Here is a 26,990-nt window from a genome sequence, read left to right as displayed (position 1 = left end):
TTTCAAATGGTATACCAAGGAAATCGTATTACGGTAAGCATGCTAGAGGATGGCATCGCTAATATGCAATACAACGCTGAAAATGAGAGCGTGAACAAGTTCGATACCGAGACCAACACCCAATTTGGCGAAGCTATTACCGCATTAGAGAAGTCAGACGACGTCAAAGGCCTTATTGTCACCTCAGGCAAAGGCGTGTTTATCGCTGGAGCGGATATCACAGAGTTTGTGGCTTCGTTCAAAAATTCAGAGGAAGATATCAAAGCTTGGGGCATCAAAGTCAACGATGCTTTCAATCGCTTTGAAGATCTACCATTCCCAAAAGTCGCGGCTATCAATGGTGCAGCACTAGGTGGTGGTTGTGAGATGACTTTGGTATGTGAATACCGTGTCATGAGCGAAAAAGCCATTATCGGTCTACCAGAAACTCAGCTAGGCATCTTCCCAGGCTTTGGTGGTACTGTGCGTAGTACGCGCGTCATCGGTATTGATAACGCGTTAGAGCTTATCGCAACGGGTAGTCCCAAAAAACCAATCGCCGCTCTAAAGCTAGGCCTCGTTGACGCAGTCGTCAGCGCAGACGATCTACAAGACGCCGCTGTTGATTTGGTCAAAAAGTGCATCTCAGGCGAGATCGATTGGCAAGCCAAGCGTGAAGAGAAGCTCAATCCAATCAAGCTCAATCAGCTTGAGCAAGCGATGGCGTTCAATAGCGCAAAAGCGATGATCTTTGCTAAAGCCAATCCTAAGCAGTATCCTGCGCCAGCACTCGCTATCGAAGCGATAGAAAAGCATGTGAACTTGCCACGTGATCAAGCGATTGAAGTCGAAGCGACTTACTTCGCAAAAGCGGCCAAGACGCCACAAGCTGAGAGCTTAGTCGGTCTATTCTTAAGTGATCAATTGGTCAAAAAATTAGCCAAAAAGCACAGCAAGCAAGCACACGATATCAATGAAGCAGCTGTATTGGGCGCAGGTATCATGGGCGGCGGTATTGCTTATCAAGCAGCGAGCAAAGGCTTGCCCATCATCATGAAAGATATCAAATCTGAGCAATTAGATTTAGGCATGGGTGAGGCCAGCAAACTGCTTGGCAAAATGGTCGAACGCGGCAAAATGACCCCAGCTAAAATGGGCGAGACTTTAAGCCGTATTCGTCCAACGCTAAATTATGGCGATTTTAGCGATACTGATATCGTTATTGAAGCTGTCGTTGAAAATCCAAAAATTAAGCGTTCGGTACTAAAAGAAGTTGAAGGCTTAGTCAAAGACGATGCCATCATCGCCTCAAACACATCGACCATCTCAATCACTTACTTAGCCGAAGAGCTTGCACGCCCTGAGAACTTCGTTGGTATGCATTTCTTTAACCCAGTACATCGTATGCCACTGGTTGAAGTCATTCGCGGCGAAAAATCGTCAGAAGAAGCAATCGCCACTACCGTAGCATTAGCCTCAAAAATGGGTAAAGTACCTGTTGTCGTTAATGATTGCCCAGGCTTTTTAGTCAACCGTGTGCTATTCCCATACTTTGGTGCGTTTGACTTGTTACTAAAGCAAGGCGCTGACTTTGTCCATGTCGATAAAGTCATGGAAAAATTCGGCTGGCCTATGGGTCCGGCGTACCTCATCGACGTTGTCGGTTTAGATACTGGTGTACATGGCGCAGAGGTTATGGCAGAAGGTTTTCCTGATCGCATGAAGCCTGATTATAAAGGCGCTATTGAGCATCTATACGAGAACAAGCGTCTGGGTCAGAAAAACGGCGTTGGCTTCTATAAGTATGAGATGGACAAGCGCGGCAAGCCGAAAAAGACAGCTGATGACGCCACTTATGAGCTACTAAAAGCGACTAGCGATAGCGAAAAGCAAACGTTTGATGATCAAGCGATCATCGACCGTACTATGCTTGCCTTCTGTAACGAGACAGTCCGCTGTTTAGAAGACAATATCGTAAGCACACCATCAGAGGCTGATATGGCGATGATTATGGGCGTTGGTTTCCCGCCGTTCCGTGGGGGTCCTTGTCGTTATATTGATCAGATGGGTCTCGATAACTACTTGGCACTATGTGAAAAATATGCGCACCTTGGCAAAGCGTATGAAGCGCCGCAAAAGATTCGCGATATGGCCGCTGCTGGTGAGACGTTTTACGCCACTGCGTAACCACAGAGTACAGCCTGTATTTTTATATAGCGTATTAGGATAAGTGCCGTAAGTCTGCTGACTTGTGAATAAAGAAGCAGCTCTTTACGGCCACTCACAACATTAAAAAGGAAGGTAGTATGACAACTTTAAGTCCAAATGACGTGGTCATCGTAGACGGTGTGCGTTCAGCAATGGGTAGAACCAAAAATGGTATGTTCCGTCATGTTCGCGCTGATACGATCTCAGCTGAATTGGTACGTGCTCTAGTAGAGCGTAATGATTTTGATACCAACGATGTCGAAGATATTATCTGGGGTTGTGTTAATCAGACTTTAGAGCAAGGTATGAACATCGGTCGCAACATCGGTCTGCTAGCGGGTATCCCAAAGACGGCTGGCGGTCAAACGGTCAACCGTCTATGCGGCTCATCTATGCAGGCGCTACATACTGCTGCGGCGCAAATTATGACCAATCAAGGCGATACGTTCATCATCGGCGGCGTTGAGCACATGGGTCACGTCGGTATGATGCATGGTATCGATCTAAACCCAGCAGCATCAAAGCATTATGCAAAAGCCTCAAACATGATGGGCCTGACCGCTGAGATGTTAGGTCGCATGAATGGCATTAGCCGCGAAGAGCAAGACGCCTTTGGTCTTGAGTCACATCGCCGCGCATGGGAGGCGACTACTGAAGGTCGTTTCGACAACGAGATCATCGGTATCGAAGGACATGACGAGCAAGGTCGCTTGCAACTATGCACCGTCGATGAAGTGATTCGCCCAGACGCGACCATAGAGCAAATGCAAAAGCTACGTCCCGCCTTTGATCCAAAAGGTGGTACGGTCACAGCAGCAACGTCATCAGCACTCTCTGATGGTGCTTCAGCTATGCTAGTGATGAGCGCGCAAAAAGCCAAAGACTTAGGTCTTAAGCCGCGCGCGCGTATTCGTAGCATGGCCATCGCTGGTTGTGATGCTGCTATCATGGGTTATGGCCCAGTACCTGCTACCCAAAAAGCACTAAAACGTGCTGGCATGAGCATCGGTGATATGCAAACTATCGAGCTCAATGAAGCCTTTGCCGCTCAAGGATTGTCTGTCCTCAAAAACTTAGGTTTGACAGATAAGCAAGATATCATCAACGTCAATGGCGGCGCGATTGCTCTAGGTCATCCATTAGGGTGTTCAGGCGCGCGTATCACAGTGACTTTGCTTAATGCGATGGAGCAGATGGATACAGAAGTCGGTCTTGCGACCATGTGTATCGGTTTAGGTCAAGGTATCGCGACCATTATTGAGCGTGTATAAGCTTTTAATTTAGATAAATAAATATCTAACCGTTTTATTCAAACCCCTAGTCTTCTTGGCTGGGGGTTTTTTATTCAGCTTTTTATATGTGAACTTGAGTGACAAGTTGTTAATCACACTTATCGTCATTGACGCCCTCAACAAAATATGACTAAATAAGGATAGAGAATAAATTTAGATTATAAAGTTCTGTAGCACACAGCTACAGACGTACAAGGAGTGTACTATGCCTACTATGATTACTGATCGCACCTACCGTATCGCTCGCGAAGACACGCAAATTATGATTATCGATGTACAAGAGCGCTTGACACCGCATATTTTTGATTACGAAAATATCGTCAAAAAGACAATAACCCTGATCAAAGGTCTGCAAGCACTTGATATTCCCATTATGCTCAACGAACAATACAAAAAAGGCTTGGGCGACACGCTACCTGAAGTCAAAGCAGTACTAGAAGGTAGTAATGCTAAGGGCTTTGAAAAAGTGACCTTTAGCGCCTGTGATAATAATGATTCGTGGAATCATATAGCGCAGCAAAACCGTAGTGTGGTTTTGTTATGTGGCGTAGAGGCTCATGTTTGCGTCTTACAAACTGCGCTTGATCTACTCGATAACGGTATGCAACCAGTCATCATTGGGGATGCGGTTGGATCACGTTTTCCTTACGATAAAAAGCAAGCCATTCGCCGTATTCGCCGTGCTGGCGGTGTTATTACTACGGTAGAGACCATCTTGTTTGAGCTGTGCCGTAGCAGCCAAGACCCTGCATTTAAGACCATTAGCAACTTGATCAAATAGTGAATAGTAATTTTACCTAGAATTTATCGCCAAAAGCTTGAGAACATTTATGTCACTAGTAGCGCCAATACTTGCCTCGACTTCCACTGTAGATGAGATTACAGAGTTTTTACTATCACTAGACGCCCTAAAACGAGTCGATCGGCGCAGTTATGTGACAGGCACAACGCGCAAAGAAAACTCAGCCGAGCACTCTTGGCACCTAGCGATGGCGTGTTGGTCGATCGCTGAGACTTTTGAGTTAGACGTCGATCACGAACAGTTACTAAAGATGGCACTAGTACATGATCTAGGTGAGATTGATGCTGGCGATACTTTTTTGTACTCAAGCAATCGTAATACTGCTCATATCGAAGAGCGTGCTGGTATCGCCCGTTTAGAGGGCGAGCGCGGTAATGGTATCACTAATTTAAGTCAGATCTGGGAGGCGCAAGAGACAGGCATTAGCAAAGAGACCCAACTACTCAAAGTAGTGGATCGCCTATTGCCGTTTCTACTTAATTTAAATACTGAGGGTAAAACTTGGATTGAGCTTGGCGTTACTCGTAGTCAGGTCGCTACTGCTCACGTATTCATCAAAGATAGCTTCCCGATGATTCACCACTGGTTATCTAAACAAATTGCTTATGCAACCGAGCAGAGCTGGCTGATTGATCGATAAAAGGGTAGGACGTATGATTTTTTAAAGGGTAAATGCAGCGAGACTAAATTAAGACCCAAAAGTGAGAACAGGCGTAACTTAGCATGTATTTTATAAATCGCTGCTCTATTTAGGAGTATCAAAGCTTGTGGTTTGTTGTACGATTTGTTGTACTTGCACAAAGTCAGTATGGCGTACATCTTTGCCACTAGTACAAAATATCACTAATTCAGCAATATTGCGCGCATGATCGCCCACGCGTTCAAGCGCTCGCAGTACCCATAATATATTGATAACCTTGGATACATGGCGGCTGTCCTCCATGATATAAGTCATCAAAGCGCGGGTAGCTGATTGATACTCTTCGTTGACCGCATCATCGCTTTGTAATACCGAAAACGCTTGCTGAGGATTCATCTGCATAAAGGCATTGAGAGCATCAAGTAGCATGAGACGCACCTGATTGGAGAGATGTTGCACCTCTAAATAGCCTCTAGGTGAGGCGCCGTTTTCAATCAACTGACACGCCATGCGTGCAATCTTGCTGGCTTCGTCGCCCACACGTTCTAGATCGACCACGCCTTTACTGAGCGCCATAACCAGACGTAAGTCATTGGCTGCTGGCTGGCGCTTAGCAACTAATAATAAGATTTGCTCATCTATCGTAATCTCTAACTGATTGATGCGCTGATCATCTGCGATGACTTTTTTTGCTATTGGTTCATCCGCTTCTATCAACGCTCGCGTCGCTACGGTGACTTGCTCTGCAGCTAGACGTCCCATTTGCATAAACAAATCGATAACGTCATGTAATTCATTGTCAAAGCTTTTAGATAAGTGCTTTTCAGTGATTGGCATAATGGCTCTCTGAGTCATATAGGGTATCGATAATAGAAATACGAGCAAAAACTAGCTTAACTATTAGTAATGAGGGATTTAACCATAACGACCAGTAATATAATCCTCTGTCGCTTTTTGCGCAGGATTGGTAAATATCTGGTCAGTCTCACCCATCTCTACCATATCGCCTAGATACATATAGGCGGTATAGTCAGATACGCGCGCCGCTTGTTGCATGTTGTGCGTGACAATAGCAATGGTGTAATCATTTTTTAGATCTGTGATCAGCTCTTCGATTGCCCCTGTCGAGATAGGATCTAGGGCAGAAGTCGGCTCATCTAATAGTAGTACTTCAGGCTTGGTAGCGACTCCGCGAGCAATACAAAGCCTTTGCTGTTGACCGCCTGACAGCGATAGTCCTGAGGCTTTGAGCTTGTCTTTGACTTCAAGCCACAAAGCGGCCTTTTTCAGCGCCCACTCAACACGCTCATCCATCTCCGATTTGCTGAGTTTTTCATATAGACGGACACCAAAAGCGACGTTGTCATAAATAGACATAGGGAAGGGCGTTGGCTTTTGGAACACCATACCGACGCGAGCCCGTAGCAAATTGACGTCCAAATCCTTATCTAAAATGTTTTTGCCATCAAGGCTGATTTGACCTTCAGCATGCATACTTGGATACAAGTCATACATACGATTAAAGGTGCGCAGCAACGTTGACTTGCCGCAGCCTGAGGGGCCAATAAAGGCAGTAACTTGCTTTTCTGGAATGTCGATATTAATATTTTTTAACGCTTGAAAATCGCCATAATAAAAACTTAAATCGCGAATGGCTATTTTAGCCGCAGGCATGTTATCAGGCATATCTGCCATTGTCTGCTGCGTAAAGCTTGATCTATCTGGCTGCTGCTGGCTTTTGGTTGTCGGCGGTGTCAGTAGATTGCGTGTGTTGACAGTCGCTGTTTGCTTCACTTTTTTTCTTTCTAATATATCAGTCATCGTGTTGTCTCTTTATTTTTTGTCAAATCAAATGAAGGGTACTATACACCTTGATGTGCCTCAATATGCGCCTTAACGTTTTGAGCTATCGACTATGGTCCTTGCCGCCGATTAATCGCGCGACAATATTTAACGTTAATACCGTACCCGTAATGAGTAGCGCCGCTGACCAAGCCAGTGCATGCCAATTGTCATACGGACTCATCGCGAATTGATAGATGGTGTTCGGTAAGTTGGCCATGGGTCCTGTCATATCGGTACTAAAGTACTGGTTGTTCAGCGCAGTAAATAGCAGTGGGGCGGTCTCACCCGTAATCCGCGCAAAGGCTAATAGCACGCCGGTGGTCAAGCCGGCTTTGGCCGCTTTTAGCGTAACCGTACTGACCAGCTTCCATTTGGGTGTGCCAAGGGCATAAGCCGCTTCACGTAAGGTGTTGGGTACAAGATTGAGCATGTTTTCAGTGGTGCGTACGACCACTGGAACCACAATTAGCGCTAAGGCTACCGCACCTGCCCAACCTGAGAAGCTTTGCCCCTTAACCATCAGCGCATAGACAAAAAGACCAATAACGATTGATGGTGCTGATAATAAAATATCATTTAAAAAGCGCGTCACTTTACCTAGCATGCTACCGTGTGAGAATTCCGCTAAATAAATACCTGCCATCATACCTATTGGCGCGCCAATCGCAAGCCCTGAAAAGGCGAGCATAATTGAGCCGACGATAGCATTACGCAGACCGCCTTCACTCATAGGCGGCGGGGTATCTGCTACAAATACAGGCATCGTGACCAGACCTTGAATACCCTCGGTTACGAGCGTAATCAGAATCCACATGAGCCAAAATAAGCCAAAGCCCATAGCCGACAGCGCAAACCCAAGTCCTAGCTTGTTAATAAGTCGGCGCTTGCTATATAAACGCTTGTCATAGCGAGCATCAAAGCTTTGATCGGGCTTAGTAGTCACAGGCGCTGAGGTCATAAGGCGTTTATCCTTTTTATATTTAATAGTCATACTTAGTTCTTGAATATCAACGGGTTTATAGTCTATTCGTTTAGAATAAACCGTATTTAATTGCCCGCTTTTTGATCAATACGCATCAGCATGAGCTTCGATATCGACAGCACGATAAAGGTAATAACAAATAGAATAAGACCTAAATGTAGCAAGGATGCTAAGTGCAATTCACTCGACGCTTCAGCGAACTCATTGGCGAGTGCTGAGGTAATCGTGACCCCAGAGGTAAACAGACTGGGGCTAATATTAAAGGCATTACCGATCAAAAAGGTCACTGCCATCGTCTCGCCTAAGGCGCGACCCAAACCCAAAATTACCCCACCGACCACACCCGTTTTGGTATAAGGCAAGATGATTTTGAACATCACCTCCCAAGTGGTCGCGCCCATGCCGTATGCCGATTCTTTTAGTAAATCAGGCACCACCAAGAACACATCACGCATAGTCGCGGCGATAAAGGGGATAATCATAATGGCGAGCACTAAGGATGCGGTAAACATACCAAGGCCCATCGGTGCTCCTGCAAACAGCTTACCAATGACAGGGAGTGGTCCGATATTTTCAATGAACCAAGGCTGAATATGATCGCCAAAGAAGGGTGCAAAAACAAACAAACCCCACATACCATAAATGATAGAAGGAATACCAGCGAGCAGCTCAATTGCAATACCCAACGGCTTCTTCAAAAAGGTTGGGCATAGTTCAGTCAAAAAAATAGCAATGCCAAAACTCACAGGTACCGCAATACAGATAGCGATAAACGAGGTAACGATAGTGCCATAAATGGGCGCAAGCGCTCCATACTGATCACCGACCGTATCCCAGTTATTGCTGGTATAAAACCCCAATCCAAACTCACTGATACTAGGCCATGCACCTACCATAAGGGAGAGCATGATACCGCCAAGCGATAACAGCACCAGTATGGCAAAGGCTTTAGTCGCAGTGACAAAAACCGCATCGTAGCGTTTTTGTTTTGCCAGTTGAGATTTTAGGTCTGCCATAAAAGCCTCAGTACACTATCAAAATACTTATACCATTCACAAAAAGTATGCTTAACAATGTCAAACTCGTTTAGTCTACACTGCGTAGTACTTACACTCGTTTTACTGACTACTTAAACTTTTGCGAATGGTACTGGGTAATAACGGTAACAATAAAAAGTATGAAACGTCTGGGAGAGCTATTTAACGCTTGCGGTATAGACAGGCTTACCTTCGCTATCAACAACTTCGCTCCATTTGGCCTTGAATAAGCTCACAGCACTATCAGAAAAAGGAACATAATCAAGCGCTACCGCATCCTCATCACCTTGGCCATATGCCCAGTCGAAGAAGGCTAGTACACCTGCAACTTGCTGTGCATCTTTTGGCTGCTTATGCACTAAAATAAAAGTCGCGGCGGCGATAGGCCATGCTTGCGCAGTTTCAGAGTTAGTAATGACTTTATAAAAGCCTTCTTGTTGTGACCAGTCGATATCACCGGCTGCCGCAAAAGTGTCGATAGAGGGCTGTACCACGTTACCCGCTGCATTTTTGAGTGCGACATGTGACATGCCGTTTTGCTTGGCATAGGCATATTCAACATAGCCGATTGAGTTATTCATACGGGTTACATAGCTGGCGACGCCTTCGTTGCCTTTACCACCTGCGCCCGTCGCTGACGTCGGCCACTTAACGGTTTTATCGACGCCAACATCATTCATCCAAGCGCTTGATACCTTGGCTAGATAATCAGTGAAGTTAAAAGTTGTCCCTGAACCATCAGAGCGAAAAACAGTAGTAATTGGAGCGTCAGGTAAGGTCAGGCTTGGGTTCATAGCTTTAATAGCTGGGTCATTCCAGTTGCTAATCTTGCCCAGATAGATATTGGCTAAGGTGTCGCCATCTAGCTTTAATTGACCGGGTGCTATGCCTTCAATATTGACAACAGGCACAACGCCGCCGATCACGGTTGGAAACTGAATCAGACCGGCCTCGTCTAACTCCTCTGGTGTCATAGGGGCGTCGGACGCCCCAAAATCGACCGTATTTGCAATAATTTGCTTGATACCACCAGAGGAACCAATCGATTGATAGTTAACTTGACCACCTGTCGATTGGTTATAAGCGTCTGACCATTTGGCATAGATAGGCTGCGGAAACGAAGCCCCTGCTCCTGTGATACTCATAGATACTTTTTCGCTAGCTGCACTAGTATTATCGCTCTGCGTGGCAGCTGTATCGTTCGTTGAGTTACTACAAGCGCTTAAGCTCAGTACGCAAGCAACAGCTATGACTAAAAATGAATAACGCATGATGGCTCCTAAAGGATAGGTTTATGAGTGTTTATCTTCTATAGGTTATGACAGCGTGATTAATAGGCTCAATGTTGATACGTGCTGTTAATCAATGAGGACATCATGCCAAGCAAATATGACAATTTGATGACAATTCAATGACATTGATAGTTTTTAGGTAAAGGTAGCCAAAATTTAAGCGGTTTAGTGAGAGGACGATGACCGCTTGAGATGATAAGAAAACTAGAGGGAGTAATAGAATAGGTGCTTTTTTGTAGTCAATAGTTTTGAGGAACAAGGAGTTTTTACAAGTCAAAAAAAGCGGTGCTGCGAGGAGGTGACCTCAACAGTACCGCTTTAATTCTAATGGGCTAAACTTAGTCACTCAGTATAGAGGATTCTCTAAATGAGCAACGCTGTAAAACACGTATCGTTTTCGTTAAGCCTTAACCCGGCCTAGCAATTGACCCATCTGTACGGTTGAGCCGTGTTTCATGGTATCTTGCCAAGCCGCTTTTGCGCCTTTTGGTAGTACGACGATAGCGGTGGAGCCCAAATAAAAACGCCCAAGCTCGTCACCCTTTGTTAAGTTCATATCATGCTGGGTTTCTTGAATATCATCAGTGCGAATGATCTTACCCGTAGCAACCGTTTCGATACCTGCGACGATCATCGCCCCGACCATTACAACGGCCGCTTTACCGTACTCGGTATCGAACATACATACTAAGCGCTCATTACGCGCAAACAGATCAGGCACGTTAGCCGCGGTAGTATTATTAACTGAAAATAGCGTGCCCGGTACATAGCGCGTTGCTATCAGCTTACCATCAAAAGGCATATGGACTCGGTGATAGTTACTTGGCGCAAGATATACAGTGGCAAAGCTGCCGTCGCTGAAATACTCACCATCAGCACTATTGGCAAGCAATTGACCGATATCGTACTCGCGCCCTTTTGCTTGCAACAGCTTATGATCGCGGATGTCACCGAGCTGCGATATCACGCCATCAGCAGGACTCACTATACCGTTGTTAGTGGCGTCAATGACACGCGCACTATCTTTGAGCTCACGGGTAAAAAAGTCATTAAAGCTCTCATAAGCATCAAAGTTATCACGCTCATACTCATCAAGTGTGACATGATAAGCTTTAGCAAAGCTGCGGATAAAAGCACGTTTGACCATAGGATGACGACTTGCAGCTAAGCGTCCAGCAACCTCGCTGAGTTGCTGCTGCGGCACAAACTGTTGAATAGTGGCGAATAGATTCATAATAAAGCTACCAAAGTATTTTATGTAAGGGCTGTGTATGTACAAGCACATGAATGGCAGCATTTTATCACGATAAAGCAGATACTGTGTGAGCATAAGTTATCAGTTTACAGCTGTTTTATTGAGTCCTATCACTTAGACGTACAAGCTAGTATTCCTCAAAATAAAGGAAGTTGGAATGAGGGCATTAATTCAACGAGTGAGTACCGCAAGTGTAGCGGTCGATGGCGAGACTATTGGGGCAATTGAACAGGGCGTATTGGCCTATATTGGTCTCGGACACGAAGACACAATAGAGCATGGTAGGCGTTTGATTGATAAGATACTAACCTATCGAATCTTTGAAAACGAAAGCCATCAGCTCGATCAAAACGTACAGCAAGTGAATGGCGGCTTATTGTTAGTGTCGCAATTTACCCTTATGGCAAAGACCAATAAAGGTCGTCGTCCTGACTTTGGCGCGGCGATGACCCCTGATAAAGCCCAAATATTATTTGCCGAGATGGTGTCTTATGCTCAGTCTCGATATCTAGACGTGGCAACAGGACAGTTTGGCGCTGATATGCAAGTTGCGAGTATCAATGATGGTCCACTTAATTTTTTATTAGAAGTGGTATAAAGTTGCGCTAGAACTAGATGTCATCAAACGGTCATAATTGGTATGTTTAAATAATTGGTATGTTTGATCAGTAGTACGCGAGAATCAATTTTACTTTTGAACTATAGTCAGTCCAATATAGAGGAGATACGAAAAATCTGATGAGCTACTGGAATGAATGTTGCGTAGCCTCTAGAGTGACGCAGTCGCATGACAAGCAAAGAAAATTTATACCAGTAGCACTGTATTTTTGGCACTGTGTTTTTTTAAATTGAATCAATTATGTGAAAATTTCACTACGGGGCTTGTATATGCAAAGTGAGCAGATTTTGATCGTTGAAGATGAGCTTGCGATCCGCGAGATGGTAGTAATGACCCTTGAGAGCGCAGGATTTGAGAGTTTGCAAGCCGCCGACGTGCTCGAGGCGCATCAGCAAGTCGTTGATCATAGACCCGCGCTGATTTTGCTTGATTGGATGCTGCCTGGCGACAAAAGCGGTATTGATTTTTGCCGTATGCTAAAGGGTGATGAGTTACTGCGCGAGATACCGGTCATTATGCTCACGGCAAAGGGGGATGAGGATAACAAGGTTCATGGTCTCGATGCAGGTGCCGACGATTATATGACCAAGCCTTTTTCTACGCGTGAGCTGATTTCAAGAATCAAAGCAGTGCTGCGCCGTAGTAGTGCGCTCAGTAGCGAGATGCCGATAACCATAGGCGCTCTTAGCTTAGATAACAAAAGCCAGCGGGTGAGCGCTGATGGACAGCTCATCGATATCGGTCCAACAGAATATCGTTTGCTGGCATTCTTCATGAGTCATCCCGAGCGCGCTTACACGCGCACGCAGCTACTCGATCAAGTATGGGGCGGTAATGTGTATATCGAAGATCGAACGATCGACGTCCATATCAGGCGTTTACGTCAATTATTGAGACCTTATGGTTGTGATACGTTGATTCAAACGGTTCGTGGTACGGGTTATCGGTTATCTAGCTTGATTGAAACAAAGTAGTAACTGTAAAAGGTAAACACAGCCTAGCTACGAAAAAAAGGATGACCTTAGCAATGCCGACTGACCACCATGAACCAAATGCGCCTGAGTACATCGATACGTCAAATAATAAAGCTGTAAACATAAAGATGAATCGTGCTTTACAAGCGCTACAAGATGCTGTGGTTTTGATAGACGGTAACGATAACTTAACGTGGTGGAATCTGGTAGCGGCAGAGCTATTATCATTGCAAGCAAATGATACAGGCAAAAGTATTTTTGACTGTATTCAGGCGCCTGAGTTTCGACGGTATTATCAAGATATCACAGCACACAATGATGCCAATCACGAAGGTGTGCATATGGCTTCATGGCGCGACCCCAAGCGTTATCTAAAATGTGAGATCACAGCCTTTGATGAGGATAAGCTCCTTATGATCTATGATGTAACGCGTCTACAGCACTTAGAGCAAATGCGCCGTGACTTTGTAGCCAATGTATCTCACGAGCTACGAACGCCGTTGACCGTCTTGATAGGTTACTTAGAGAACTTCTCAGATCAGGATGATGTACCACCAAAGTGGCAACGTGGCCTTGAGCTCATGACGCAGCAGACCGCGCGTATGAATAGAATCGTGAATGATTTGCTACTATTATCCAAAATTGAGATCGAAGAGAACTATGAGCTCACACGCATCGATATGACCAAGATGTTGACCCATGTCTATGATGATGCGCAGGCCTATAATCAAGAATACGGACATACCATTCATTTGCAGATAGATACTTATGATGGGTTATACGGCTCAGAGATGTACTTAAACAGTGCGCTCTCAAACCTTGTGATCAACGCGATTAAGTATACGCCAAAAGGCGGTAATATTGAGATCAGTTGGATCAAAACTGCTCAAGGGTGTGAGTTCTCTGTCAAAGACAATGGCCTCGGTATCGCGCCGCCGCATATCGCTCGCTTAACGGAGCGCTTTTATCGTGTCGATAGTGGTCGCAGCCGTGCTACAGGTGGGACAGGGTTAGGGCTAGCTATCGTTAAACACGTATTGCATCAATATAATACCAGTTTGCAGATTGAGTCGGAATTAGACGTCGGCTCAACGTTTACTGCCACTTTTGACGCCAGCTACGTGCGTGCGCTACCTTAAGATGCAGCCCTTTAAGTCTACAGGTTCTATCAGGTCAATAAAGGCGTACGCACAGGTTTTCATCACTCAGGTTTTATTAGCAAAGGATAAGGATTCACCGCGCTACCCTTGATATATATGCCGTAATGAACGTGAGGCGGCGTACCTTTGGCATTACCACTATCACCCACATAACCAATAATATCGCCTGCCTCGACCCAGTCATTGACCTCAATATCTGCGTAATCTTCCATGTGCGCATAATAATGCCCTGCGCCGCTAGGACCGACGACAACGACGACGCGGCCGCCCAAAGTGTTTTCGCCAACCTTACTAATCACCCCTTGCGTAGTCGTTTGAATCGGTGTGCCACGCTCTGCGAAAATATCGATACCTTCATGGCTGCGCCCTTGACTACGCGCCGCGCCCCAAGTATCGGCTAAACGCTGCCCTGGTAGTGGACTTGGTAAACTATTCTCTACGGGTAATTCTAATTGCAATAGAGTGACCTGCTTCCACTTGGCAACGACAAAGTCTTGCGTCTGCCATTTGAGCGTCGGTATTACTTTATCCACGATAAACAGCAGAGCAAATAGAACCATGGCTCTCATCGCTATACTAAAGATGCGAGTCAAAAAATTTGGCTGTGGGGGTTTAGAGGGCGGCGAGAGTTTAGGCAGAGGCGGCTGAACGGATGGCATCATTGTCTCTTGTGAGCGGATGAGTGGTATAATACGGTTCTTGCAATTTTTAGCTGTATTATGAAGGGTTTAAGGCTCTTTGACGAGTAACAATGACCAAAATTGAACCACAATAACTCTTGATGATTGACCTCTATTATGACTGAAACTAATACTGCGCTTATTATCGATACCGAAACCGATCAAGGTAGTGATCCGCGCCCTATACAAGTGGCGACTATCAATGTGGACACCGGCTTTGAGTGGATGAAATACTTTAATAGCGGTCGCACTATCTCGCCTATCGTCATCAAGGTACATGGTATTACTGATGAGGATGTTGCCGAGTGCGAGCGCTTCGATTTGGAGCAATTTGAGTTGCCAGAGTACTTGATCGGTCATAACGTGCGTTTTGACTGGCGAGTAATAGGGAGGCCGTCAGCCAAGCTCATTTGTACCGTTAGGCTCGCCCGCGCCGCATTTCCTGAATGGCGCTACTATGGTCAATCTAAATGTATCGAGCAGCTAATCGGCGTCGAGGCGGCAAGCACGATGACGGTTGCCGCGCATGATGCGCTAGGGGATGCCCGTATGTGCTATCTACTCTATAAGGCCTGCTGTGAACGTTTAGGTATTGCGCCAACTGACTTTAGAGCCGCGCATACGATCTCTAATACCGCAAGCCCTGTCGCAAAAATGCCTTTTGGTAAGCATAAAGGCAAACTCATAAAAGACGTCCCTATGAGCTATATCAAATGGATGCTAGGCAATATTCACAATATGCAGCCGTCGTTATATTCAGCCTTGACCAAGCGCGTAGAAGCCGAAAAAACAGAAGACAAAATATAATAGAGTCAGTTTAAAAGTGATACTGTGTTGCTGGAATGAATTTTTTGCAGCCTCTGTCTGCGAAGGCACAGCAAGCAAGAAAAATTTATATCAGCAACACGTAACAATGAGTGGCACTATTTTATTCCGAACTGACTATAGAATAAAAAATATCTCTATCGACTAAAAGTATTATTCCAAGAGCAATAGATAATAAACCTATTTACCCTTATTTAACCAATCTACTGCCATTTGCCATAATTGTGGGGCTTTGGCATGAGTCTTACTACTAAAATAGCGCATGTGCCCGATATGACTGACGCCTAAATCTTTGGGATCTAGATAATGCTTCTCTACGGGCATCTTTGGAAATACACGAATCATGTCATCTATGTTCTCATTATTGGCAATCTCATCATCGCTAAAACCGAGCCATAATGAGGGCATCGTAAGCGCATCATAAAAATGATTATGAATGGTTTTGTCTAAAGCGGTTTTGATGTAGCCCGCACCATTGCACCATTCACGCCATTGACGCGCTACGCCGCGTGGTAGCGGCTGACCCATACCAATCTTGTCCGATGGCGTATAGCCCAAAACTAGATTACTTAGCGGAATAAAAGCACCCATAAAACCTATGGCTTTGAGCTTATAGGGCATGTCCATATTTTTAATTTGTCCTGATGAGCAGGCCACATTGAATACTGAGTTTAGCATCTGATAATTGGGCATTAGACCAATGAGTTGCCCACCCGCACTATGGCCAATCAGATGATATGAAGCGTCTGGGAACTCGTCTTGCAGGGCATCAAGCACCGCTGGCATGTCGTGGCGGCCCCAACTCACTAGTGAGGCATCACATTTCGCTAAATTGCCTGATAGTGATTCACCAATCCCTTCATTATCAAAGGTGATGACCCCAAAGCCGTTTTCCGCCAAAAAGCTGGCAAAGCTATGATAAAACTGACGCCTGATACCTGTTGCAGGAGCCATCATTATTGCTGTACTGACAGCAGATTTGGGACGATACACCGTCGCTGCCAAGGCATGATTGCGCTCGGTCATTATAGTCAGTAGGTAAGTATCAAAAGTAGAGTTGCTCTTAGCATCAGAGATAATGGTATCGTCTGATTGATGCAAAACTGGTTGGGTGTCATGATCGAGCATAGCGGTATCCTAAAGATTATAGTTATCATGGTAAGTGAGTCTCGAATAAAGCTTTAGACATCGAGCTGATCTTAGAGCGTAGCCAATTATTATCGATAGCAACTAATGCAAAGATTGCGTACTGATAAGTGCTGGTTACAGGTTAGCAACTTGGCTTATGTTAAGATAAATGTGGAGTGATTCAAACAGACAACTGAACACTAATAATTCAAATAAAAGGCTAAGGACAATAAATGATGCAAATGAAAATAAACAATGACACTTATGAAGTGATTACCAGTAATGATATCAGTGATATCGAAAAAGCGGTCGATAAATCTGTGCTTACAATGCCGTTAGTTGCAGTATATTGTGGCTCAAGGTTAGGCAATCGCGACGTTTACGAGCAAGCTGCACGCGATCTGGGTCAAGCACTTGCCAAAAATGGCATGGGGCTGGTATACGGCGGCGCCAGTATTGGACTCATGGGTGCGGTCGCCGATGAAGTAATCAAAAGTGGCGCCGAGGCTGTTGGTGTGATTCCAACCTTTATGCTCAAGCACGAAATTGCACATGAGGGTTTGACGCGCTTGCACTTGACAGACACAATGCATACGCGCAAAACCGTCATGGCAGAGTATGCTGATGCCTTTATTACTTTGCCTGGTGGTTTGGGTACCTTAGAAGAGATCATGGAGATCGCTACTTGGCGACAGCTCTATCAGCACGAAAAGCCGATGATCATTCTTAATATTGATGGGTTTTATGACCGTATAATTGAGCATCTAAAGTATACGACTGAACAGGGCTTTATGAAGCAGCAAGACTTTGATCGTTTGGTAGTTTGCAATACGATTGATGATGCTATCGAATTACTACAAACAGTAGTTACGATAAATGGTGGGGTCAATACCGACAAGATGGTAGGGCAATAAGCTTGTACTAATAACAAAAAGGGAGCGGCGTACAAATACGCAACTCCCTTTTTTTAATGCTTATTCTTTCTTATGACAAAATTAAGCCTCTACTACAGCGCGATCATCTGATGTATCGCTTATCATGTCATCTATACTACGATTAACACCAGCCATCGCTACTGGAAAGTCTCTTTGCTTAGCAATTTGCTGCGCCAGCATATGTACATCGTCACTGTTATTGTCCTGAAGATAGGGCCAGTCGTGAGCATAACGATTACAGTTAGCAAGAGTATCTCTTTCAATTAATCCCAAATCAGCTAACTCGTCAACGATTTGATCAGCAGCGATCAGCGTTGAGGAGGCTTTAACGTTTTCGGCACGAGCATAACGGATATTAGAGTATAGTCTCACGTCAGCGACCCGAAGCGTATCGTCCTTGCCTGGTATTTGCTGACCGCCATAGAGCGCATTGCCAACAGTACGCGCACTATTAAAGGTTGGTACAAACTGTGCGACATATTCAATAGCTTGTTGGCTACGAGCTTGTAGTGGTGCTTTATCCCAACCGTCCTCAATATAGTGCATGTATTGCTCAGGCAACTTTGGCTGAGCGCTGGTATTATTTGAAGCTACCAATCCATCGTTAAACAAGGTTATAAACTTACTCATACCATGTATTTGAAAGTAGCCACCTGGATAGGGAGTCAATTGCGCCATACCTTCTGGCGTACCGCGGTTGCCATAGATAATGATTTCAGGTATTTGTCCACCTGCGTCATCCCAATGAGTAATATAAGAAGACTTGAACTCAACCATACGAGTCACTTCAACGCCGACCATATCGTCGATGACACCAGTACGAAAACCACAAGCGTTAACTAAGTAATCAACTTCTATAGACTCAGTTTGGTCTTTGCTATCTTGCTCATACTCGATGCGCCATTTAGTCACATGGTGGTCGGCATTAGTACAGTTTTCACAATCCACAGCAGTAACTTGCTTGACCTGAGTATTAGTAAAAACATGTGCATTATCATAGCCTTCTAATGCCAGTTGTGCAGAAGCGGCCAAACGGAATATGTTCCAGCCATATTCTTGTACTACGATTAGTGGAAATTTGATTTTATTTAAATCTAAATGTTTGGCAACGGGTATCACCCATTCATCGACCGTGCTGGGTACAAGAACTTGCTCACGCTTAGATAGGGCTATCAGATCTTCATGACTATAGAGCTGATAATAATCCTCAGGGTCGCCTAAGACTTTATTCTTGGGGTCTTTTGCAATCAATTCACGATAAGCATCAGTTAGAGTATCTAAACGCGGCAGTAAGTCCTCGGGCTGACCCTCATCACGATTGGGTACGGCAAAGACAGTAGGACGTACATCCATCGTATGAGGATACAGACGCAAAATGTCAACACACTGCTCAAGTAGTGCTACACAATCCTCATCTGGAATTTCACGGTACAGGTTACCCCCTGCATGCAAGTGACACATCGGTGGACCATCAACGAGTGAGGTCTTTTTTTCAAATAGATGAGTTTCTATACCCAAGGCTGCCAATCGAATAGCAATAGTGGCTCCTGCTGTACCACCACCCAAAATACCCACGCGTTTAGCTTGACCATAGCGAGCACTAGGAACGTTTATTTTTATATCTTGGTGCTTATTATCTATCTTGGTAGCATTCATTATCGTCATCTTATCCTTGCTGGCATGAGTTTGTCATTATGCCTAGAGTTTCAGTGTGATATCGGTCTAGTATAATCTAGTACTATTTCGAGAAAATTTAACTGTCTTAAGCTAAGTTGTAATTAATGTGTAGCTAAATATAGTGTTATTCGTGTGAAGCTTAGTTAAACAGTGCTTTATAGACTATATGAGCCTAATACCTACTAGTTTCAATGCTTAATCTGTATCTTGCGAGTCATTATTAATCACCTTCTAAGTGCTCGTTGTTCGTTACTTTATAATATAAAAAAATGCAACTATATTTGCGATAGATGCGTAAAGAGATACGCTATTTTTGTCAGCCGATAACACAAAGTGTGTGAAAACGTAGAAGGATTTAACATAAATAGAAGTCATAAGTATTTGAGGAGAACTATGTTCTGCGATCTTTTGCGAGAGGGAAAGTCTATCTGCTCCATTGCATTGGATACATAGAACGTGACTTATATAATTTTGTAATTTTATAAGTGAACAAAATAGATTCACTAAATAGACATGTTATATTTGGTCTGCAAAAATATATCACTCCAAAAAAAAAGAGTGCCAATCAGCACTCTTTGTAATCTCGTAAGACAGATACATTATATGGATATTTAACTTAGGTTTAAGACCACAAGGATATAACGATGAAACGTATTATGATGTTATCAGCACTAACAGGCGTATTGGCTTTGACAGGGTGTACTACGCTCAAAAGTGTAGTCGGTACTGACACTTCAGGCATGCATGAAGTCAAAGCAACACCTAGTAACACCGCACCTGTGACTAGCAGAGGTGGTATGTTAGTTGATTCAAAAGACTATATGACTCTGTATACTTATGACAAAGATACAATGGCGAATATGTCAGAATGTGGCGCTGTTTGTATGGTTGCTTGGCCTGCACTCATGGCACCTAGCACTGCAAAGGCCTCTGGTCAGTTCGCAGCGTTTCAGCGTGAAGATGGCAGCTATCAGTGGGCAATGAATGGTAAACCTTTGTATTTCTATGCCAACGATACAAACGTTGGCGACAAAGATGGCGATAACAAAGGCGGCGTTTGGCACATCGTTCGTACCAAATAGTAGTTTATTGATTGCTACTTATATTTGACGCACTAAAAAAGCAGCCACTATCTATAGTGGCTGCTTTTTTAGTGCTAGGCTTTTAGTGCTAAACATAGTTACGCGTCTTCGACCACTTCCTCTTCGACAATCTCAGGACTCTCTTCAACAGTTTGTACCTTTTTAACAGCAATTTGTCGATATAAAGGAAAAAAGTCAGAATCAAGCTCTTCTTCATCAAACCCTACGCTATCTACCAAGCTATCGTACTCAGGCTGATTGATAATCAGTCTATACGTTTTAAACAATAAAGATTGTGAGCTAAATCCTTTTTTGTACTCATACAAAGTATCCAAATTACTACCAACGCCGCCACCTAAGTGCAATGCTTTGTAATGGTTCTGTCGACCCCAGTCACGTGCTACGTGTGTAATTAGTTTAGAGGGTTGCAAGCGCCGATACTCATTAAGAGTACCCCCTAAATGAAACTGCATAATGCCTGACTCTTTACAGCAAGTATAAATAGAGGAAGCAATAGCCTTACCATCCTTGTATGCACTGACTAATAGTAGTCTATCGTAAAGGTTTTTGGACAACCCATTAAAATAGTTATCATCAAAAAAATAATAGTCGTCTGCGTTGATGTGTGTCATGGTTTCTTTATAAATTTTTGAAAATACCTTGATATTGTCCTCATTTAAACGCTCAATCTTAGTAGTAACGTCCATTTTCAACGCTTTTTTGATACCTCTACGATGTTGGTTTTGGGTTTCTGCCCAGTGCTCATCTTTACTTTTAGTCAAATCACACACCAATGTTAGACCATGGGTGAATGCTCTACCTACAGAAGGTATCCATTCTTTGTTAATAATAGGATGAAGCCTAGTGAACAAAGAGACACAGCCAGCTTTGAATAAAAAATGTCTGACCTCTTCAAATATACCATTGGTCTCATCATCAGTTAGTGTCTCATCTATTAAAGGACAAGAGTAACCATAAGTGGAGGTTGCATCCCAGTATTTGCCATCTATGTCTCTTACAATAATAGGCAAAAACAACTTTTTATTTTTGTATTCGGCGACGATACCTTGAGGACGACCACCATCCATAGATGCCGAGGCAGTTATCCAACCTGATAGATGATAAATATCGAAATTATGGTTCAAAATATCTTTGTCCCATTTCTTGTCAATGTCTCTAAATTCAACAGTTACTTTATGCATGTCAGTCATCAATACTCTCCCTTAGAACCCTATAAATTGAGAGTAGACGGTGGAGATGTCTACTCTTACCGCTAATATATTCAATAATTAAAATATATATATTCTTTTATATGAATATATATAGAATATTGCGGAATTACAAGTTCAAGACAACAAATAGTTGATATGCTTTAAAAGAATGAAGGTTATAGATCTGTTTTCTAGGCTGAGGTACTATACGCTTTTGGCATGAGCGCCTTGCATATCTTGGCAAAAACCGTTAAAATCGCCCCTTCATTTTCCCGCTGGGGATAGGCTAAGAGAGCTGTAATGTGGTGTTGGGTGCTGGAATAAGCCAGTGACACAATTGCCAGAGTTACCAATGAGCTTAGTGCCTCAGTTACGTATGTGTCGTCTTTTACATGTAGTCAAAAATGACTATAGGTAGACCACATACATCGGACCTAGAGAGTTTATTATGCGCGCAGATATCCATCCTGATTACCATGACGTTTTGTTCCACGATACTAATGCTGACGTGTACTTCTTAACGCGTTCTACAGTCAAAACCAAAACCACGCGTGAGTACGAGGGTACTGAATACCCGTACTACCCACTTGATATCTCAAGTGCGTCGCATCCGTTCTACACAGGCGAGCAACGTAAAAGCTCTACTGAAGGCCGTGTTGCTAGCTTTAACAAGCGCTTTGGTGCATTTGGTGGCCGTGCTAAAAAAGCTACTGACGCTGAGTAAGTTTTTTTTAAGACATTTATCGCTTTGTAGAATAAAAAAACCGCTGATAAATCAGCGGTTTTTTTATTCTTATTTGTGATGCTATTTGAGATTTGCGACTACTTGAGCTTTGCTACTACATCAAGAATATGAGTCATCAAGCAACTCGGTGATCAGATCACTCAACTGTAATGCCCAATAGCCGTAGGTAATAGAGCTTGGATGAAAACCATCGCTGGCAAACATAGCCTCTTTTTCGATAGGTCCATCTTTACCCTTGTTATAATCAGCAATCATACTCGCCCAATCAGTTGCCATATAATGAACCCCTTCAGACTCACTACAAATACGCTGTAGAACCTTATCGAGTTGAGCGGCTTTGAGACCGACATAACCATTTAAAGGTACTGGCAAAGCAGGCATCTGTTCCATCAGTGGTAGACTTAAAAATATCAAAGTCTGTACGCCAAACTTGCGCTGGGCAATGACGATAATTTCTTGTATTTGCTGCTGCCATTTAGACATGGAGACGTTGGCTGTTGTATCGTTAACGCCAACACTTAATACCATGACGTCCACAGACTGGTCGGGTGTCGGCAATACGTACAACCGACGCAAGATATCAAAGCTAGTATGTCCCGTGGTGGCTTGTACTGACCACTTAAGCGCATTGAACTTGATTTGAATAGTCGGTTTGTCTTGCAGTGCGGGTAGCAGCTTACCTGCCAAAGCATCCGCTTGTGTTTGGCTACCGACGCCAGCTGCCGCAGAGTCACCGACAAGCATCAGGTTTAGCACGGGTAAAATACTATCTGCATCGCCATTTAGCTGCACATATCCATGACGCTCGCCTTCTGGTTCAGGCAGACGTACAGTATTACGCTTCGTTCTATTGCCCTGATATAAATATATGGGTGCTAGCAGCATATCTTTTGCGACCGCAGCGACCTTGCTAGTCGTTTTTTTGTTGATAGAAGCTACCATCCTGTACGCTCCCGAATAGTTAACAGGCTATCATCGACTAGTAATTGACCGTTAACGAAGACATCTTGAAGTAAGTTTTCATTAGAGTCTAATAAGTCATCTTCTTTAATAGTCTTAAGCTGGTCATTGTTGTCTTTTATCAATGCCAATCGACCTTTTTTAGAGCGTTTTGAGCGGCTAGTGATCGGATCCTTAAAGATGTCTATCCACACGCCATCAATTTGAATCGCGCTTGCCTTCATCGCCCAGCTCATAGTATCGCGAGTGACTTGCTGAAGTAGACCGCCGCCCATTCCAAAGGTGACATTGTCCGCGCTAAAGCCTGCTTCCATGATCGTATTGAGTATCTTGCCAAGGCTTTGCGGATTGATACCATCGCCTTGAATCAAGCGTACATAATCAGGCAATACTTTATAACCTTTGTTATTGGTCGTCGTACCAAATTTTATGGCCAAACGTTCTAAGGCTTCACGAACGACTTTGGCAGGGTCGCCGCTATCAGGACGTATGACTAAAGTGCCGCCCATCGTCTCGACCTTGTCCTTGAGCGCATCGCCCCAGATGTTGTCGATAGCATTCCATAAATCATAACTATCAGAAACAACAGCGATCAAGTTGCCTTGCCCGCCAAATTGATCCAACATATTCTCATAAGCCTGTGTTTCGCGCTCGCGTCCCCACGCGGTCATCGTACTGTGCTCAGCGGCAGGAATAGAGAAGGCGGGCATGTCTTTGTCCATACCGTACCAGCGGCTGGCAGCGACCAAAGCGGTCATGCTATCGGTGCCTGAAAAATTCACTAGATTGGCAAGACTACCAAGCGCCACCGTCTCCATACTTGAGGCGCCGCGTGCACCAAAATCATGTAGCTTAAACGGCAAACCCTCTATGCTATCTGCGGACTTTTTGAGTGCTGATTTAATAATATTTTTGCAATAGTAGGATAAGCTGGCAACGGTAGAAGGGTACCAAATCGCACGTAGCAGAGCCGTCTCAAGGTAGCTGGGTAACCAATAGAACTCTGGATCAGTATTGACGATCTGACAGACAACGTTAGAGACAGGCACGATACTACCTTCAGGAACGGCCTGAATACGTATCGGTAGTAGTCCATCATGCTTTTCTATCAGACGCTCCCAACCAGCTCGGTTAAAAGGTAAGCCATGTGCTTTTATCACCAGTTCAGCTTCGTCAATGTGAGCTGTGGTAATAGGCGCTTGTAAGTACTCTTTGATAAAGGCTTGCAGACCAAAGAACACGACATCGTAGTCGCCGCTTCGCGCCTCGACATAGCTTGACATGTATTCGCTACCGGGCGGATATTGTAGCCAGTGTGAGGTCTTATAGCTGTCTGAATTTAAGATTAAATTATTAAAATTACTGGTGTACATCACAGAACTCCTCTGCTTTGAAATGCCGCAACATTGCGGCGATTGACCCTTGCCGTCTATCGGCGAAGGCGGTGAAAGTTTTTTATGATAAGAATACAAATTATATAGACTATTGTTGCGTCAAACCGACTGTATTTTGAACCAAACCGTCTATAACTCTCATGTGTTGTTAAAGTCCGACCATCTTGGTGATAATCGCGTAATGGTCTTCAAACATCATTCGAGCATCCAATTCAGCTAGTGGCAGCCAAAATGCGGTCGCCGCGTCATCGCCACCCTTTACCTTCGGTAAGCCTTTGGCATCACTTTTGAGTTGTAAATAAAACGCTTGGGTAATGGTGCGACCGCGCGCAGAGCGGTACGGATCATCAAAGGTATGCTGGCTGTGAAACGAGCCGCGCAGTACAGGTTCTGGCACTTTGAGCCGCGTCTCTTCGCGTAGCTCACGAATACAGGCATCAAACAGCGTCTCTTTTGGGTTTAAGAATCCACCCGGCAGCGCCCAAAGTCCGCGTCCTGGCATACTACGGCGCTCAACGAGTAAGATATGTCCTGATTGCACGACTAACGCGTCAGCCGTCATAAAGGTCGGCGGATAAGGCGCGGATTCCCATTGTTTTTTATACTTATCGATAAAGCCAGCTTCCTCGTGCAACTGCTTATATTCAGCGGTTTCTTTAAACTCACTTAATACCTCACGAGTGGCATCGGGCGTGCGCTCAGGTGTCGGCATAGCACCCATCAGATAGCTATCACGAATAGGTGTGGCTGATAGATTATGGTAGTTCGGCACAGAGACCGACGCCCAATTAGGAAATAGCGACAAGTAATAAGAAGAGCTGTCTTTTGAGTGACCAATCAAGCCAATATCAGCATGCAAATCGTTGGTGACTGAGCGCACGCCTGCTTGTACGTATTTGAGCCAGCGCGTGTCGTTGTATAGCGCATCATCCAAAGCCACGCAATGAATGCGCGCTGCATCTTCATCTGAGTACGCGCCCTTGATCATGGCCGTCCGTTCACTCACCGAGAACGGGTTACGAAGACTACGGGGCAAATTAGCAGAGCCGATGAGTATAATGACGTTATCTGCACGTTTGAGTGCCTCGTCAACGACAGCCTCATGACCGCAATGAAAAGGCTGGAAACGTCCGATAAAGACGAGGTACTTATAATGCTGGTTACTTTTATTATCTGTACTGTTTGTTGACGATTCACTCATATGCGTTCATTCCCTACGTCGAACAATGTTAGTATGTATTTATAATGACGCTCATACTGACATAGGTACTCGGCGCCTGACAAGTATAAAGATGTTTAAGGCTACGTCGCATACTTCTCAATCCAAGTCGCTACTGTTGGCCAAATCTCTTTGGCCGCATTGCGACTGATTATGATACGGCTATGGGTGTAATCTTCCAAATCACCATTACGTGTTGAATATTCTCGAAATACATTTTTATCATGATTGAAATCGTTTAAGAGCAATTTACAGCCTTTACTTGGGGCAATAAATCGATCACCGCTACCACTGATGGCGTAGATAGGTATGGTGATTTTTGACATGTATGTTTGATAGTCAAAACGGTCATCAAGAGAGTCATCATCTTCTCTGACACTGCCATCTGTTTTTATAAGGTCACTCTTAAAGTTTTTATGCAAGTTCCAGTCATACCATTGTACCATCGTGTAGTAGCTCTCATTGACAGGACCTAGCTTGAATTTTTTGGCTGGGATATAACCATAGAGTCTGTTGAGTATCTTGGCGCTCATGACTTTTACGTAACTCACAGGACTTAGCGCAGCGCCATAGGCTTGACAAGCAAAAAAGGTCGCGCTATTTATCTTATCTATGTATTGCTGATTTTGAGTTAAAAACATAGTCAGACAAAGTCCGCCGCCACTATGAGTAACGGTGTGCAAATGGTCTAATTTTAGCTCATCGAACATATACCGAAAGCTTGCCTCATAATCTAAAAGCGCGATGGTCTCAGACTTGAACTTGTGCTGCGGGATAGGGCTATGACCATGTCCGCGCCATTCCATGATATAGCAAATATGACCAAGAGCAGCCAGGTAGCTTGCGATGCCCATACATACGCCTTTGTCTGAAAAAGTGCCGTGCGTCAAAAATATATTTTGCCGCTTTGAGGTAGTAGGTTTATCCTTGTCATCAGTTATCGTCCAAATAGCGATTGTCTCGTTATCAGATGTCGGAATAAAGGTTAGATGCTCTGTTATCATGAGAGGGCTCGCTTGAGATCATGCGTTGGCTGACATAAGAATGGC

General features: G+C 44.3%; 25 protein-coding genes. 11 read left to right on the top strand and 14 right to left on the bottom strand.

Annotation, left to right across the window (positions count from 1 at the left end; translation table 11 throughout):
* The first annotated feature begins 6 nt into the window (after positions 1–6).
* From fadB to ACR64G_RS10705, 4 genes are all read left to right on the top strand, one after another.
* Positions 7–2,166, top strand: coding sequence for a fatty acid oxidation complex subunit alpha FadB (gene fadB / locus ACR64G_RS10720; protein WP_435979278.1), 2,160 nt, complete (start codon positions 7–9; stop codon positions 2,164–2,166).
* Between the two features lie 119 nt (positions 2,167–2,285).
* Entirely contained in the window at positions 2,286–3,458 is a 1,173-nt protein-coding gene (fadA, locus tag ACR64G_RS10715) for an acetyl-CoA C-acyltransferase FadA (RefSeq protein ID WP_435979277.1), read from the top strand.
* A 226-nt stretch (positions 3,459–3,684) separates the two neighbouring features.
* Positions 3,685–4,260 (top strand): isochorismatase family protein, encoded by a 576-nt coding sequence (locus ACR64G_RS10710; RefSeq protein WP_435979276.1) that lies wholly within the window; start codon positions 3,685–3,687, stop codon positions 4,258–4,260.
* Positions 4,261–4,309: 49 nt separating this feature from the next.
* Positions 4,310–4,921: an HD domain-containing protein gene (locus tag ACR64G_RS10705; protein WP_435979275.1), complete on the top strand. Its 612-nt coding sequence runs from the start codon at positions 4,310–4,312 to the stop codon at positions 4,919–4,921.
* Positions 4,922–5,026: 105 nt separating this feature from the next.
* On the opposite strand, the gene phoU is transcribed toward ACR64G_RS10705, so the two are convergent.
* The 6 genes from phoU to asd all read right to left on the bottom strand — a co-directional run bounded on the left by phoU (position 5,027) and on the right by asd (position 11,311).
* A complete protein-coding gene (gene phoU, locus ACR64G_RS10700; RefSeq protein WP_435979274.1) occupies positions 5,027–5,758 on the bottom strand; it encodes a phosphate signaling complex protein PhoU in 732 nt (243 codons plus the stop codon).
* A 78-nt stretch (positions 5,759–5,836) separates the two neighbouring features.
* Positions 5,837–6,742 carry a phosphate ABC transporter ATP-binding protein PstB gene (gene pstB / locus ACR64G_RS10695; RefSeq protein WP_435979273.1) on the bottom strand — a complete coding sequence of 302 codons (906 nt, stop codon included), beginning with the start codon at positions 6,740–6,742 and terminating at the stop codon, positions 5,837–5,839.
* A gap of 85 nt (positions 6,743–6,827) precedes the next feature.
* Positions 6,828–7,724, bottom strand: coding sequence for a phosphate ABC transporter permease PstA (pstA, locus tag ACR64G_RS10690; protein WP_435980714.1), 897 nt, complete (start codon positions 7,722–7,724; stop codon positions 6,828–6,830).
* 89 nt (positions 7,725–7,813) lie between these two features.
* Positions 7,814–8,764: a phosphate ABC transporter permease subunit PstC gene (gene pstC / locus ACR64G_RS10685; RefSeq protein ID WP_435979272.1), complete on the bottom strand. Its 951-nt coding sequence runs from the start codon at positions 8,762–8,764 to the stop codon at positions 7,814–7,816.
* Positions 8,765–8,943: 179 nt separating this feature from the next.
* Positions 8,944–10,056, bottom strand: a complete 1,113-nt coding sequence (gene pstS, locus ACR64G_RS10680; protein ID WP_435979271.1) for a phosphate ABC transporter substrate-binding protein PstS — start codon at positions 10,054–10,056, stop codon at positions 8,944–8,946.
* 421 nt (positions 10,057–10,477) lie between these two features.
* Positions 10,478–11,311, bottom strand: coding sequence for an archaetidylserine decarboxylase (asd, locus tag ACR64G_RS10675; protein ID WP_435979270.1), 834 nt, complete (start codon positions 11,309–11,311; stop codon positions 10,478–10,480).
* A 178-nt stretch (positions 11,312–11,489) separates the two neighbouring features.
* Here asd and dtd point away from each other — a divergent pair, with 178 nt between their 5' ends.
* From dtd to phoR, 3 genes are all read left to right on the top strand, one after another.
* Positions 11,490–11,930, top strand: coding sequence for a D-aminoacyl-tRNA deacylase (gene dtd, locus ACR64G_RS10670; RefSeq protein WP_435979269.1), 441 nt, complete (start codon positions 11,490–11,492; stop codon positions 11,928–11,930).
* A 290-nt stretch (positions 11,931–12,220) separates the two neighbouring features.
* The gene (gene phoB / locus ACR64G_RS10665) at positions 12,221–12,925 is read left to right on the top strand and encodes a phosphate regulon transcriptional regulator PhoB (protein ID WP_435979268.1); all 705 of its coding nucleotides are present in this window, start codon (positions 12,221–12,223) and stop codon (positions 12,923–12,925) included.
* 53 nt (positions 12,926–12,978) lie between these two features.
* Complete coding sequence (gene phoR, locus ACR64G_RS10660) at positions 12,979–14,064, top strand: phosphate regulon sensor histidine kinase PhoR (RefSeq protein WP_435979267.1); 1,086 nt, start codon at positions 12,979–12,981, stop codon at positions 14,062–14,064.
* A gap of 62 nt (positions 14,065–14,126) precedes the next feature.
* Here the strand turns inward: phoR and ACR64G_RS10655 are convergent, their stop codons facing one another.
* A complete protein-coding gene (locus ACR64G_RS10655) occupies positions 14,127–14,747 on the bottom strand; it encodes a M23 family metallopeptidase (protein ID WP_435979266.1) in 621 nt (206 codons plus the stop codon).
* Positions 14,748–14,882: 135 nt separating this feature from the next.
* On the opposite strand from ACR64G_RS10655, the gene ACR64G_RS10650 reads away from it, so the two are divergent.
* The gene (locus ACR64G_RS10650; RefSeq protein ID WP_435979265.1) at positions 14,883–15,572 is read left to right on the top strand and encodes a putative quorum-sensing-regulated virulence factor; all 690 of its coding nucleotides are present in this window, start codon (positions 14,883–14,885) and stop codon (positions 15,570–15,572) included.
* Between the two features lie 198 nt (positions 15,573–15,770).
* On the opposite strand, the gene ACR64G_RS10645 is transcribed toward ACR64G_RS10650, so the two are convergent.
* A complete protein-coding gene (locus ACR64G_RS10645) occupies positions 15,771–16,718 on the bottom strand; it encodes an alpha/beta hydrolase family protein (protein ID WP_435979264.1) in 948 nt (315 codons plus the stop codon).
* Between the two features lie 236 nt (positions 16,719–16,954).
* Here ACR64G_RS10645 and ACR64G_RS10640 point away from each other — a divergent pair, with 236 nt between their 5' ends.
* A complete protein-coding gene (locus ACR64G_RS10640) occupies positions 16,955–17,632 on the top strand; it encodes a TIGR00730 family Rossman fold protein (RefSeq protein ID WP_435980713.1) in 678 nt (225 codons plus the stop codon).
* Between the two features lie 81 nt (positions 17,633–17,713).
* Here the strand turns inward: ACR64G_RS10640 and ACR64G_RS10635 are convergent, their stop codons facing one another.
* Entirely contained in the window at positions 17,714–19,309 is a 1,596-nt protein-coding gene (locus ACR64G_RS10635; protein WP_435979263.1) for an FAD-dependent oxidoreductase, read from the bottom strand.
* A 665-nt stretch (positions 19,310–19,974) separates the two neighbouring features.
* Between ACR64G_RS10635 and ACR64G_RS10630 the strand changes: the two genes are divergently transcribed.
* Positions 19,975–20,412 (top strand): COG4315 family predicted lipoprotein, encoded by a 438-nt coding sequence (locus ACR64G_RS10630; protein WP_435979262.1) that lies wholly within the window; start codon positions 19,975–19,977, stop codon positions 20,410–20,412.
* Between the two features lie 98 nt (positions 20,413–20,510).
* Here the strand turns inward: ACR64G_RS10630 and ACR64G_RS10625 are convergent, their stop codons facing one another.
* Entirely contained in the window at positions 20,511–21,623 is a 1,113-nt protein-coding gene (locus ACR64G_RS10625) for a GNAT family N-acetyltransferase (protein ID WP_435979261.1), read from the bottom strand.
* 448 nt (positions 21,624–22,071) lie between these two features.
* Between ACR64G_RS10625 and ACR64G_RS10620 the strand changes: the two genes are divergently transcribed.
* Positions 22,072–22,347, top strand: coding sequence for a type B 50S ribosomal protein L31 (locus ACR64G_RS10620; protein WP_435979260.1), 276 nt, complete (start codon positions 22,072–22,074; stop codon positions 22,345–22,347).
* A gap of 120 nt (positions 22,348–22,467) precedes the next feature.
* Here ACR64G_RS10620 and ACR64G_RS10615 read toward each other — a convergent pair whose 3' ends face one another.
* The 4 genes from ACR64G_RS10615 to ACR64G_RS10600 form a co-directional block, all read right to left on the bottom strand.
* The gene (locus tag ACR64G_RS10615; RefSeq protein WP_435979259.1) at positions 22,468–23,310 is read right to left on the bottom strand and encodes an SGNH/GDSL hydrolase family protein; all 843 of its coding nucleotides are present in this window, start codon (positions 23,308–23,310) and stop codon (positions 22,468–22,470) included.
* On the bottom strand, positions 23,304–24,701 hold the full coding sequence (locus tag ACR64G_RS10610) for a nicotinate phosphoribosyltransferase (RefSeq protein ID WP_435979258.1): 1,398 nt from the start codon (positions 24,699–24,701) through the stop codon (positions 23,304–23,306). The genes ACR64G_RS10615 and ACR64G_RS10610 overlap by 7 nt, the downstream gene beginning before the upstream one ends.
* Positions 24,702–24,870: 169 nt before the next feature.
* Positions 24,871–25,923, bottom strand: a complete 1,053-nt coding sequence (locus ACR64G_RS10605) for a bifunctional nicotinamide-nucleotide adenylyltransferase/Nudix hydroxylase (RefSeq protein ID WP_435979257.1) — start codon at positions 25,921–25,923, stop codon at positions 24,871–24,873.
* Between the two features lie 101 nt (positions 25,924–26,024).
* The gene (locus tag ACR64G_RS10600) at positions 26,025–26,945 is read right to left on the bottom strand and encodes an alpha/beta fold hydrolase (protein WP_435979256.1); all 921 of its coding nucleotides are present in this window, start codon (positions 26,943–26,945) and stop codon (positions 26,025–26,027) included.
* Positions 26,946–26,990: the final 45 nt, after the last annotated feature.

Source organism: Psychrobacter sp. DM4, from assembly GCF_051307035.1.
Taxonomy (GTDB): Bacteria; Pseudomonadota; Gammaproteobacteria; order Pseudomonadales; family Moraxellaceae; genus Psychrobacter.
The sequence above is the reverse complement of the archived record's forward strand: the minus strand, read 5'-3'. Positions and strand labels throughout refer to the sequence as shown.